The organism is Streptomyces sp. NBC_00466, assembly GCF_041433995.1.
Classification (GTDB): Bacteria; Actinomycetota; Actinomycetes; order Streptomycetales; family Streptomycetaceae; genus Streptomyces.
The window spans coordinates 554405-566731 of record NZ_CP107896.1 but is presented as its reverse complement, the minus strand read 5'-3'; the positions used below and the strand labels follow the sequence as shown (position 1 = coordinate 566731).

At 71.4% G+C, this 12327-nt stretch carries 10 protein-coding genes; 6 read left to right on the top strand and 4 right to left on the bottom strand.

Going from position 1 to position 12327, the window contains the following annotated elements; all coding sequences use genetic code 11:
- Nucleotides 1-79 precede the first annotated feature (79 nt).
- Nucleotides 80-538 (top strand): ATP-binding protein, encoded by a 459-nt coding sequence (locus OG210_RS02580; protein ID WP_371534912.1) that lies wholly within the window; start codon nucleotides 80-82, stop codon nucleotides 536-538.
- Nucleotides 539-637: 99 nt separating this feature from the next.
- Here OG210_RS02580 and OG210_RS02575 read toward each other — a convergent pair whose 3' ends face one another.
- A complete protein-coding gene (locus OG210_RS02575; RefSeq protein WP_328332817.1) occupies nucleotides 638-1708 on the bottom strand; it encodes a DUF2637 domain-containing protein in 1071 nt (356 codons plus the stop codon).
- A gap of 166 nt (nucleotides 1709-1874) precedes the next feature.
- Nucleotides 1875-2723: a (2Fe-2S)-binding protein gene (locus tag OG210_RS02570; RefSeq protein ID WP_371534911.1), complete on the bottom strand. Its 849-nt coding sequence runs from the start codon at nucleotides 2721-2723 to the stop codon at nucleotides 1875-1877.
- A gap of 120 nt (nucleotides 2724-2843) precedes the next feature.
- Here OG210_RS02570 and OG210_RS02565 point away from each other — a divergent pair, with 120 nt between their 5' ends.
- On the top strand, nucleotides 2844-3677 hold the full coding sequence (locus OG210_RS02565) for a GntR family transcriptional regulator (protein ID WP_328332821.1): 834 nt from the start codon (nucleotides 2844-2846) through the stop codon (nucleotides 3675-3677).
- Nucleotides 3678-3817: 140 nt separating this feature from the next.
- Here the strand turns inward: OG210_RS02565 and OG210_RS02560 are convergent, their stop codons facing one another.
- Nucleotides 3818-4588, bottom strand: a complete 771-nt coding sequence (locus OG210_RS02560) for a hypothetical protein (protein ID WP_328332823.1) — start codon at nucleotides 4586-4588, stop codon at nucleotides 3818-3820.
- 151 nt (nucleotides 4589-4739) lie between these two features.
- Entirely contained in the window at nucleotides 4740-6443 is a 1704-nt protein-coding gene (locus OG210_RS02555) for a PucR family transcriptional regulator (RefSeq protein WP_371534910.1), read from the bottom strand.
- 286 nt (nucleotides 6444-6729) lie between these two features.
- On the opposite strand from OG210_RS02555, the gene OG210_RS02550 reads away from it, so the two are divergent.
- The 4 genes from OG210_RS02550 (at nucleotide 6730) to OG210_RS02535 (ending at nucleotide 12304) form a co-directional block, all read left to right on the top strand.
- Entirely contained in the window at nucleotides 6730-7620 is an 891-nt protein-coding gene (locus OG210_RS02550) for an FAD binding domain-containing protein (protein WP_328332827.1), read from the top strand.
- Nucleotides 7620-8213, top strand: a complete 594-nt coding sequence (locus OG210_RS02545) for a (2Fe-2S)-binding protein (protein WP_328332829.1) — start codon at nucleotides 7620-7622, stop codon at nucleotides 8211-8213. The genes OG210_RS02550 and OG210_RS02545 overlap by 1 nt, the downstream gene beginning before the upstream one ends.
- A 2-nt stretch (nucleotides 8214-8215) precedes the next feature.
- Nucleotides 8216-10600: a xanthine dehydrogenase family protein molybdopterin-binding subunit gene (locus OG210_RS02540; RefSeq protein WP_371534909.1), complete on the top strand. Its 2385-nt coding sequence runs from the start codon at nucleotides 8216-8218 to the stop codon at nucleotides 10598-10600.
- A gap of 225 nt (nucleotides 10601-10825) precedes the next feature.
- Entirely contained in the window at nucleotides 10826-12304 is a 1479-nt protein-coding gene (locus OG210_RS02535) for an NCS2 family permease (protein WP_328332833.1), read from the top strand.
- The last annotated feature ends 23 nt before the right edge of the window (nucleotides 12305-12327 follow it).

Sequence of the window (12327 nt, the reverse complement as noted above, 5' to 3'; positions counted from 1 at the left end):
GTGAGTACCCGCCTGCCGGGCATGCATTCCGTGAGGCTGTTCGAGCACGACAGAGCACCACGACTTGCAGGCGGGGGATATGACGGGGCGTCACAGTGGCACGAGTACCGCACCTGACCGGTGCGGCCAGGGATCCGGCACGCCGGGGAGGCGCCGGAGCGGACGGCTGCACCGCAGACTCGGCCGGGGGGATCTGCCGGCGGTGAAGGACGTACGGCACGGGCTCAGGGAGCTGCTGCGGCGGTGCGGAAGGCAGAGCAGCGCCGATGTGGCCGAGCTGCTCACCAGCGAACTGGTGACGAACGCGCTGGTCCACACGGACCGGGGAGCGGTTGTCACGGCCGGGGTCGGCCCGGCCGGACTCCGGGTGGAGGTACGGGACTTCACGAACGGGCAGCCGGAGTCCCGGGGCGCCACCGACGAGAGCACGCACGGCCGGGGGCTGCTCCTGGTGCAGGCGCTCGCGGACGCCTGGGGCGTACGGACGCACGAGGTGGGGAAGTCGGTCTGGTTCGAACTTGGAGGCGGTCAGGCGTGAATCACACCTGACCGCCTCCGTGCCGCGCGGCGGAATCCGGCAGCGCGTTCAACCGGACACCCGGCTGTTCGGACACCCGGCTGTATCGCGCAGCGTCGCTCAGCCGAATTGCTGTTCCAGGTCCTTCAGTTTCTGCTCCAGGGAGTCGAGGCGGGGGAGCGTCTGGGTGTCGTCCTCGGCGGTGAGGTCGACCGTCACGGCATCGGTTCCCGCCGCGGCGCGGTCGGATTCAGGACCCTTCACGGCCTGCAGGGAGGGCCTGGAGCGTAAAGGCAGCTGTCCCGGCTCGGGTATGGCAGGCTCCGAGACCGCCTTCGGCGCGCCCACAGCCGGGGCCGTGCCCGCCACCTCCACCTGGCGGCTGCCGCGGCCGCGCCCCAGCGACCGGTGCTGCCTGTTGATCGCCTTGAGGTGGGCCCGCTCCAGCTTTTCGTGCTCCCGCTTCCGGAGCCGGTTCTGCTCCTTCTGGCGCCGGTCGTCACGGACCTCGTCGACCGCCTCGTCCAGCGTCCGCACACCCTCCAGGAGCATCAGCGACCAGGCGCCGAAGGTCTCCCGGGGAGCGCGCAGCCACCGTACGATCCGGATCTGCGGCAGCGGCCGGGGGACGAGCCCCTGCTCGCGCAGCGCCGCCACCCGGGTCTGCTTCAGCGCGCGGTCGAACAGGACCGCGGCCGAGAGCGACATCCCCGCGAAGAACTGCGGGGCGCCCGCGTGGGCCAGGCCGCGCGGCGCGTGCACCCAGTTGAACCAGGCCGCCGCTCCGGCGAACGTCCACACCAGCAGCCGCGAGCCGAGCGCCGCGTCACCGTGGCTCGCCTCCCGCACCGCCAGCACGGAACAGAACATGGCGGCGCCGTCGAGGCCGAACGGGACCAGATACTCCCAGCCGCCCGTGAGATTGAGGTTCTGCCGGCCGAAGCCGACCAGTCCGTGGAAGGACAGCGCGGCGGCGACCGCCGCGCAGCAGAACAGCAGCAGATACGAGGCGGTTCCGTAGACCGCCTCCTTGTGCCGTCTGCGTTCCTCGCTGCGCTCCCAGGTGTCGTCGGCTGATCCCTTGTCGGCGGAGCGCCTGCCGCGCACGAGCACCGCCACCGCGACCAGGACCCCCGCGATCATCACGCCACCGGGAAGCAGCCAGTCCAGAGATATGTCGGTCAGTCGCATGCGGTGTCCCTTGCATCGCGTCAGTGCATTGCGGCCGCAATATTGGCCCAGATCCCGGGGCGCCCAGAGCGTTTCGGGACAAGAGCACGCCAACGGAGTGCGGGGAGCACCGGATAGGGGCGATCTGATCGAACTGCCTTGCGTGCTGGCTGTGTTGGGTTCGAATTCACTCAGCCGAAGGAGGGGTGTCGGCGCTGAGCCTGGCCACTCGGTCGGCGTCGCAGGTGCGCGGGCAGGTAACGCAGGTGTCCCCGGGGCGCACGGTGTAGAAGAGGCAGCAGCTCGCGCGGTCGCGGGTCGGCAGCGGCCGGCCCTGCGGTCCGGCCAGCTCCCGGAAGCCCGCCGTGCCCACGTACGGGGCGGTCGCGCCCGGCAGCAGCAGTTCGAGCTCCGCCACCCCGCGCGACTCCTCGCCGAGCAGATGGGCGACGTACCAGAGGCCCTCGACGATCTCGTCCGTCGCCATCCCCCACAGCGCCCGCCGGCCGCGGCGCATCCGCGGGCCGAAGCCGTCGAGCACCGGTTCCAGATGCTCGGTGACCGCCGCCCGCACCTCGGCGCGCAGCGCGTCCTCGTCCGCGACCACGTACGCGCCGGGCGCCCCGGCGGCCGGGTCGTCCGGCAGGCAGGCGAAATCGCCGGTACGTACGGCCATCCGGCCCAGCGTGCGCTGGAAGGAGACGGCGCCGACCGGGAGTCTCGGCACCCTGCGGTGCAGGAACCACGGGACCGTGATCAGCAGACAGGCGGGCCAGGCGTACCGGTGGAAGCCGAAGCCGGCGATGACGTCGGGCCGGGCCCGCTGCCCGTAGTCGCGGAGCACCTGGGCGCTGTCCCAGTCGAGGAAGGCGTCGAGCTCGCTGCCGCCCGACGCGAGGCCGGCGGCGGTCACCCAGTCGTCGCCGGACGGGAGGAGTCCGGCCGCGGGCTCGGTGACGGACAGGCCGGGGAACACCTCGGCCAGTCGCTCGTAGGAGGCGGCGACGGGGGAGCGCAGCAAGGTGGAGACGGTCATGCAGGGACCACCGAATCGCGATCGTTGGCAGGTAAGCCTTACCTTAGCCGATTCGGTCGATGTTTGAACTGAGGCCCCGTCCGCCTATCGTGCTGAACAGGACGCCGGAGGAGGACCCAGGTGGAACAGGGCAGAGCACGCGATGCGGGACAGCCGTACGCGTCCGCGCACCGGTCCGGCCCGGCCCGGATCCCCGATCCCGCCCGCAGCCCCGAGCAGCGGGAAGCCGCGGAGCCGGCCAGCGGCGAGCACATCCGCTGCGGGCCGGCCGGGGCCGCCGTACGGCCGGTGCCCGACGGGCTGTTCGCGCCCGGGTCCGCCGGGGCGAAGCCGGTGCGGCGCCACTCGGTGCGTGGCCAGATCCTGGACGCGCTGCGCACCGCGCTGGTGGACGGCGAACTGGTCCCCGGCGAGGTCTACTCGGGTCCGGCGCTCGGCGAACGCTTCGGTGTCTCCGCCACCCCGGTACGGGAGGCCATGCAGCAACTCGCGGTCGAGGGTGCCGTCGAGGTCGTGCCGAACCGGGGCTTCCGGGTCGCCGAGCGGAGCGCCCGGGAACTCGCCGAACTGGCCGAGGTGCGGGCCCTGATCGAGGTTCCGGTGATGCTGCGGCTGGCGCGCGCCGTCCCGGCGGACCACTGGGCCGGGCTGCGGCCGCTCGCCGAGGCCACGGTCTCCGCCGCCGCGGTCGGCGACCGCGCCCGCTACGCCGAGTCCGACCGTGCCTTCCACGGGGCCGTGCTCGGGCTCTCGGGGAACGAGCAGCTGGTCGCCGTCGCCGACGACCTGCACCGCAAGGCCCAGTGGCCGCTGGTGAGCGCGCCCGTCACCCGGCGGGCCGACCTGCTCGCCGACGCGTCGGAGCACACCGCCCTGCTGGACGCTCTGATCGCCCGCGACCTCGCGGTCGTCCAGTCGCTCGTACGGGAGCACTTCACCGGGGCGCCCGGCTGAACCGGAGCGCCGACCGGAACGGGGCGTCGGCCGGCCCCGCGCGCCAACTGCCCCTGCGCCGCCGGCGAAGCGCTCCCGCACCGCGCCGCCGACCTGCACCGCCGACCCGCACCGCGGCCGCGCTCACTCCGCGGCCGCGCTCACACCGCCGCGGCCGGTGGGGTGAGCTGGGCGGCCAGCCAGGTCGGTACGCCGTCGAGCAGCCGGAACAGCCGGGCCGCCTCGGCCCGCAGCCTGGTCGCCTCCGGTTCGGGCTCAGCGTCGGCGAGCGCGGCCAGCGCCGGCGCCGTACCGACGAGGTAGCCCAGCTCCTCCCGTATCCGCAGGGACTCCGTGAAGCCGTGCCTGGCCTCGGCGAGTTCGCCCTCCCGCAGGGCCAGCGAGGCCAGATGGCGCCAGGTGAAGGAGAGCAGCAGCGTCTGGCCGTGCGCCGTGGCGCCCGCGTGGGCCCGGCGGTAGGCGGCGCGCGCCGACTGGGCCGAGTCGGCGAGGTTCTGGGCGATCAGCCCGCGGCGGAAGTCCAGGAGCGGCCGGCCAGGCGAGCCCGGCGCGAGCAGGGCGGCCGCCCTGCCCATCGCGGCCCTCGCCTCGTCGGCCCGGTCCCGTACGCCCAACAGCGTTGACGCGTAACCGAGCTGGCCGCGCTCACAGGCCGCGGCACCGCGTGCCTCGTCGCTGCGGGCGAGCGCTTCGGCCGTCCGCAGGGCGTCCTCCGCGTCCGTCCAGCCCTGCTCCGTGTAGAGACACCGCTCGATCAGCAGCGCGGCCCGGTGCAGGGCCGCATCGGCGTCGTGCTTCGCGTGCGGTTCCAGCAGGGCGGCCGCGTCTGCCCAGCAGCCGCGCGAGCGCAGCCGCCATACCGCGGTCTGGAGTGGAGGATCGTCATCAGCTGTCGTTCCGTAACCAGACATGGCGGTATAGGCCACATTGCCCTCCCCGAGCGCACCATTGAGCTGTTGAGTCTGGGCGCATCTCAGCACGGATTGGCACGCCGGGCCAAGGGGTTGGGTGAATCAATTCACAATGTGCGGCTCCGCGCGGACCCCCGCAGGGCCCCGTGCGTCAGCTCATCCGCAGGGCCAGGAAGAAATCGAGCTTGTCCTCCAGGCGCGAGAGGTCACGTCCCGTCAACTGCTCGATCCGGCCGACACGGTAGCGCAGCGTGTTGACGTGCAGATGCAGCCGGGTCGCGCAGCGGGTCCATGAACCGTCGCAGTCCAGGAACGCCTCCAGGGTCGGGATCAGCTCCGCCCGGTGCCGCCTGTCGTAGTCCCGCAGCGGGTCGAGGAGCCGGGCGGTGAACGCCCGCCGTACGTCGTCGGGGACGAACGGCAGCAGCAGCACGTGCGAGGCGAGCTCGTGGTGGCCCGCGGCGCAGACCCGGCCGGGCCGGGCCGCGGCCACCCGCCGGGCGTGCCTGGCCTCTTCCAGGGCGCCGCGCAGCCCCTCGGCCGAGTGCACGGACGCGGAGACCCCGAGCGTCAGCCGACCGTCGTCGGCGAGCCCGGCCGTGAGCGGTTCGCGCACCGAGGTGAGCAGCTCGTCCGCGTGCAGTCCGGCGCCCGGGTCCTGGACCGCCTCGTCGTCCCCGGCATCCGGCGCGAGCGGCGGCAGGGGCACGAGCGCGATGGCCTCGTCACCCGTGTGGGCCACCGCGATCCGGTCGGACGAACCGGGGCCCGAGCCGCCTGGCAGCGCCTGCTCGACCAGGATCTCCTCAAGCAGCGACTGGGCCACCGGGCCCCCGTCGATCGCCGGTCCGTCCTGCTGGTCCCAGTCGACCCGGGCGACGACCACCTGCCAGCGCGGAGCCGTCCCGATCCCCGGCATCAGCACCGGCGCGGCCACCCGCAGCCTGGCGGCGATCTCGGCGGGCGGCGCACCCGTCTGGACCAGTTCGAGAACTTCCTGGGCGAGCCTGCGCCGTACGGTACGGGCCGCGTCGCGCCGGTCGCGCTCGACGGCGATCAGCTGGGTCACGCCCTGGAGCAGGTCCAGCCGGGCGGCGGGCCAGTCGCCCGCGTCCGCCTCCACGGCGAGCAGCCAGTCGGAGAGCACCGTCTCGCGGACGTCGCGGAGCCCGGAGGCCGCGCCGCGCCCGCCGCCCCGCACCGGGAACAGCGAGTACGAGGTGGAGTGCACCGTGACCCGGTGCGGCCCCCGCCGCCCGGTCCGGGTCGCGGCGAGGTGCCCGGCCGCCAGTACGGCGCCGGTCCCTTCCGGCAGCGGGTCGCCCGCCCCGGCGATCTGCCGGCCGGTGGGGGAGAGCACCCACGCGTGCAGATCCAGGTCGGTGGTCAGCAGGTCGAGCACCACGTCGGGGCCGCCGCCCGCCGGGCCCGACGTCATCAGCCTGCGGTGCCGGTCCACGACGGCGGCGAGGTCCCCGGCCCGCTCGCCCGAGACCTGCCGCACCACGTACTCGGTGACGACGGCGAAGGCGACCGACTCCTCCACCGCGAAGATCGGCAGCCGGTGGCGCACACAGGCCGCCACCAGGTCGTCGGGGATGTCCCCCAGCTCCGCCTCGCCCGCCGCGAGCCCCGCGACCCCGGCGCTCGCCAGGATCCGTACGAACGGCTCGGAGTCCTCGGCTGAGCGCCGCCAGGCGAGCCCCGTGAGGACCAGTTCACCCCCGGTGAGGTACCGGCTCGGATCACGCAGATCCGTCGTCATCACGCCGCGGACCGTGCGGTCCAGCTCGTCCTCGCCGCCGAGCAGCCGCAGGCCCAGCGCGTCCGTGTCCAGCAGTGCGCGCAGCCGCATCTCGTCGCCGCCGATCCGTATCGTCCGCCGTCCTGGTACAGCCGGTCGGCGGAACTTGTCGTTTCCAGAGGAAAGCCAAGAGGTAACTCAACCCCGTCTTTCGTTCGAACATACAAGACGACCAAGCACACCAGCCAACTCCTTCATGGTTTCGGTGACTGCACCCCGCGCGGCCCGGCTTGTGTACTTGTGCCGTCAAGCGTTAACAGCAGATGAACATCCAGTCGAGGGCCGGCCGTCCCGGGCCCCAGCGAACAACCCCGAATGAGAAGAAGAGAGCCGCTACATGGACTTCCTTCGCCCCGCCAGCTGGGAGGAGGCGCTCGCCGCCAAGGCCGAGCACCCCACGGCTGTGCCGATCGCCGGTGGCACCGACATCATGGTGGAGATCAACTTCGACCACCGCCGGCCCCAGTACCTCCTGGATCTGAACCGCATCGGCCTCCTCAGCGAGTGGCATGTCGGCGAGGAGACCGTCCAGTTGGGCGCGTCCGTCCCGTACGCGAAGATCATGCAGCACCTGCGCACGGAGCTGCCCGGTCTCGCGCTCGCTTCGCACACCGTGGCCTCCCCGCAGATCCGCAACCGCGGCGGTGTCGGCGGCAATCTCGGCACCGCGTCGCCCGCCGGTGACGCCCACCCGGCGCTGCTCTCCGCAGACTGCCAGGTGGAGGCCGAGTCGGTACGCGGATCCCGGCTGATCCCCATCGACGACTTCTACACCGGTGTGAAGCGCAACGCGCTGGCACCCGACGAGCTCATCAAGTCGGTCCACATCAAGAAGGCCGACGGCCCGCAGCAGTACTCCAAGGTCGGCACCCGCAACGCGATGGTCATCGCGGTGTGCGCCTTCGGAATCGCGCTGCACCCCGAGACTCGCACGGTCCGCACCGGCATCGGCTCGGCCGCCCCGACCCCGATCCGGGCGAAGGCGGCCGAGGACTTCCTGAACGCGGCGCTCGACGAGGGCGGCTTCTGGGAGAACGGCAAGATCATCACCCCGTCGATCGCCAAGCAGTTCGCGGAGCTGGTCTCCGGTGCGGCGAACCCGATCGACGACGTCCGCGGCACGGCCGGCTACCGCCGTCACGCCGTCGGCATCATGGCCCGCCGCACGCTCGGCTGGACCTGGGAGTCGTACCGCGGCAACGGCCGCAGCACAGAGGGAGTCGCATAATGCGCGTGAACTTCACGGTCAACGGCCGTCAGCAGGAGGCCGACGACGTCTGGGAGGGCGAGAGCCTGCTCTACGTGCTCCGCGAGCGCATGGGGTTGCCCGGTTCCAAGAACGCCTGCGAGCAGGGCGAATGCGGCTCCTGCACGGTGCGCCTCGACGGCGTCCCGGTCTGCTCCTGCCTGGTCGCCGCCGGGCAGGCCGAGGGCCGCGAGGTCGTCACGGTCGAGGGCCTGGCGGACTACTCCAAGCACCGCGACGGCGCCCACCCCGGCACCGGCTGCGCCTCGTCCGACTGCGGCACCAGCCTGGACGCCGCCAAGCGCTGGCAGTCCAAGCCGACCGACGGCCGTACCGGCGAGGCCGGCGACCTCTCCCCGATCCAGCAGGCGTTCATCGACGCCGGCGCCGTGCAGTGCGGTTTCTGCACCCCGGGTCTGCTGGTCGCCGCCGACGAACTGCTGGAGCAGAACGACTCACCGTCCGACGCGGACATCCGTGAGGCGCTCTCCGGCAACCTCTGCCGCTGCACCGGTTACGAGAAGATCCTCGACGCGGTCCGTCTCGCGGCCGCTCGCCAGGAAGAGACGGTCTGATCATGGGCGTCACTGGTTCACCCACCAACATCAAGCAGGGCTCGAAGACCAAGGGCGGCATCGGCGAGTCCACGCTCCGCCCCGACGGCACGCTCAAGGTCACCGGCGAGTTCGCGTACTCGTCCGACATGTGGCACGAGGACATGCTCTGGGGCTTCACCCTCCGCTCCACCACCGCGCACGCCGAAATCAGGTCGATCGACGTCTCCGAGGCGCTCGCGACGTCCGGCGTCTACTCCGTGCTCACCTACGACGACCTGCCCACCGAGATGAAGAACTACGGCCTGGAGATCCAGGACACCCCGGTTCTCGCCCACGGGAAGGTCCGCCACCACGGCGAGCCGGTGGCGCTGGTCGCCGCCGACCACCCGGAGACGGCCCGCCGGGCCGCGGCCAAGATCAAGATCGAGTACGTCGAGCTGCCCGTCATCACCGATGAGGCGTCGGCGCTCGCGCCGGACGCGCTGCTCGTCCACGAGGGCCGCGACGACCACCACATCGGCCATGTCCCGCACCCCAACATCGTGCACCGCCAGCCGATCATCCGCGGTGACGCCGACGAGGCCGCCAAGCGCGCCGACGTCATCGTTACGGGCGACTACGTCTTCGGTATGCAGGACCAGGCGTTCCTCGGCCCGGAGTCCGGCCTCGCGGTGCCCGCCGAGGACGGCGGTGTCGACCTGTACGTCGCCACCCAGTGGCTGCACTCCGACCTGCGGCAGATCGCGCCGGTCCTCGGTCTGCCCGAGGACAAGGTCCGGATGACGCTCTCCGGCGTCGGCGGCGCGTTCGGCGGCCGCGAGGACCTGTCGATGCAGATCCACGCCTGCCTGCTGGCGCTCCGCACCGGCAAGCCGGTCAAGATCGTCTACAACCGGTTCGAGTCCTTCTTCGGCCATGTCCACCGCCACCCGGCGAAGCTCCACTACGAGCACGGGGCCACCAAGGACGGCAAGCTCACCCACATGAAGTGCCGGATCGTGCTGGACGGCGGGGCCTACGCGTCCGCCTCCCCGGCCGTCGTCGGCAACGCCTCATCGCTCGCTGTCGGCCCGTACGTCATCGAGGACGTCGACATCGAGGCCCTCGCGCTCTACACCAACAACCCGCCCTGCGGCGCCATGCGCGGCTTCGGCGCGGTCCAGGCGTGCTTCGCATACGAGGCGCAGATGGACAGGCTCGCGGCGAAGCTGGACATGGATCCGGTGGAGTTCCGCCAGCTCAACGCCATGGAACAGGGCACGAAGCTGCCGACAGGACAGGTCTGCGACTCGCCGGCGCCCGTCGCCGAGCTGCTGCGGCTGGTCAAGTCGCGTCCGCTGCCGCCCGAGCAGCAGTGGCTCTCGGCCGGCGAGGACGCGGACGTCCGCGCCCTGCCCGGCGGCCTCTCCAACACCACGCACGGCGAGGGCGTCGTACGCGGTGTCGGTTACGCGGTCGGCCTCAAGAACGTCGGCTTCTCCGAGGGCTTCGACGACTACTCCACCGCCCGGGTGCGGATGGAGATCATCAACGGCGAGCCCGTCGCGACCGTGCACACCGCGATGGCCGAGGTCGGCCAGGGCGGCGTCACCGTCCACGCGCAGATCGTCCGCACCGAACTCGGCGTCAACCAGGTGACCATCCACCCGGCCGACACCCAGGTCGGCTCGGCCGGTTCGACATCCGCCTCCCGGCAGACGTACATGACCGGCGGCGCGGTGAAGAACACCGCGGAGGCCGTCCGGGAGAAGGTCCTGGAGATCGGCCGGGCCAAGCTCGGCACGTACCACCCGGCCTGGGCGACGGCCGAACTCCTCCTGGAGGGCGGCACGGTCGTCACCGACGGCGGCGAGGTCCTGGCGGACCTGGTCGACGTACTGGAGGACGAGGCGGTGGACCTGGAACTGGAGTGGCGCCACCGTCCCACGGTCGCCTTCGACCTGGTGACCGGCCAGGGCGACGGGCACGTCCAGTACTCGTTCGCCGCGCACCGCGCGGTCGTCGAGGTGGACACCGAACTCGGCCTGGTCAAGGTCATCGAGCTCGCGGTGGCCCAGGACGTCGGCAAGGCGCTCAACCCGCTCTCCGTCGTCGGCCAGATCCAGGGCGGTACGACCCAGGGCCTGGGCGTCGCGGTGATGGAGGAGATCATCGTCGACCCGAAGACCGCGAAGGTGCGCAACCCCTCCTTCACGGACTACCTGATCCCGACGATCCTCGACACGCCGACGATCCCGGTCGACGTACTCGAACTGGCCGACGAGCACGCCCCGTACGGCCTGCGCGGCATCGGCGAGGCCCCCACGCTGTCCTCGACGCCGGCCGTTCTGGCGGCGATCCGCAACGCGACGGGACTCGAACTGAACCGGACCCCGGTCAGGCCGGAGCACCTCACGGCCACCTGACCGGCCCCAAGCTCTCCGGGCGGCGTATGCCTCCTAGGAACGTCACACTTCCCAGCGTGCGCCGCCCGGAGTCACCAGTACCGCCCCGCTCGCGGTCCTTGCCCCCACAGTGCAGTACCCATTCGTCTCGGGCCGTCCCCCGGGTCGTGCAGCCCACGCAGCATCCCAAATCCCGCGTCTCCAATCTCCAGGCGGGTGCCCCTTTGAACCTTGGGAGTAGGCACCATGACCCAGCAGTCCCTTGAGCCAGAGACCGTGCCGGAAGACGCCGGCGCGGGCACGCGCCAGCCGGCCGGCAGGTCCTGGCTGGACCGGTACTTTCACATAACGAAGAGAGGGTCGACGGTCGCGACGGAGGTGCGCGGCGGCATCACCACCTTCATGGCGATGGCGTACATCATCCTCCTGAACCCGGTGATCCTCTCCGGCGCCGATGTCACGGGCCACCATCTCAACGGCGGCCAGATCACCACCGCCACCGCGCTCGCCGCGGCCGTCACCACCCTTGTGATGGGCTTCATCGGCAATGTGCCGCTGGCCCTCGCGGCGGGGCTCAGTGTCTCCGCTGTGATGGCGTACCAGGTCGCCCCGGAGATGACCTGGGGCAACGCGTTCGCGATGTGCATCATCTACGGCGCAGTCATCGTGCTCCTGGTCGTCACCGGCCTGCGCGAACTCATCATGAACGCCATCCCTCTGGCGCTGAAGCACGGCATCACGATGGGCATCGGCCTCTTCGTCTGCCTCATCGGCCTGGTCCAGGCAGGCTTCGTCACCGGGATGAAGGGCCCCGGCGGTATCGCGGGAGCGAAGCCGCTCCAGCTGGGCACCAGTGACATGCTCACCGGCTGGCCGGTGCTCTGCTTCGCGGTCACCCTCCTGCTGATCTTCGCGCTCCAGGTCCGCAAGGTCCCCGGCGCGATCCTGATCGGCATCGTCGGTGGCACCGTCTTCGCCGCGATCGTCCACCAGCTCGCCGGCCTCAGCCAGAAGGACTGGGGACTCAACGCCCCGGCGCTCAAGGGCTCGCCCGTCAGCGCGCCGGACTTCGGTCTCTTCGGCAGTGTCTCGTTCAGCGGTATCGGTCACGTCGGTGGCATCACCGTCGGTGTCATCGTCTTCACCCTGGTGCTCGCCGGATTCTTCGACGCGATCGGCACCATCGTCGGCGTCGGCCAGCAGGCCAACCTCGTCGACAAGGACGGGAAGATGCCGGGCCTCAGCAAGGCCCTGACCATCGACGGCGCCGGCGGCATCGTCGGCGGACTCGCCGGGGCGTCGGGCCAGACGGTTTTCGTCGAGTCGACCGCGGGCGTCGGCGACGGTGCGCGTACCGGCCTCGCCAGCGTCGTCACCGGCCTCGGCTTCGCACTCTGCCTGGTCTTCACCCCGCTCGCCCAGCTCATCCCCACCCAGGTCGCGTCCGCCGCGCTGGTCGTCATCGGCTCGATGATGCTGACCAACGCCAAGCACATCGACTGGAACGACCAGGCCACCTCCATCCCGGTGTTCCTGACCACCGTTCTGATGCCGTTCGCCTACTCCATCACCGTGGGCATCGCGGCCGGTGTCATCTCCCACGTCCTCATCAAGGCCGTCCAGGGCAAGTTCCGGGAGATCGGCTGGCTGATGTGGGTACTCACCGCAGTGTTCCTGGCCTACTTCGCACTCCATCCCATTGAGAGCTGGCTGGGCGTCAAGTAGCCGCCCGCCCCCTTTCACATATC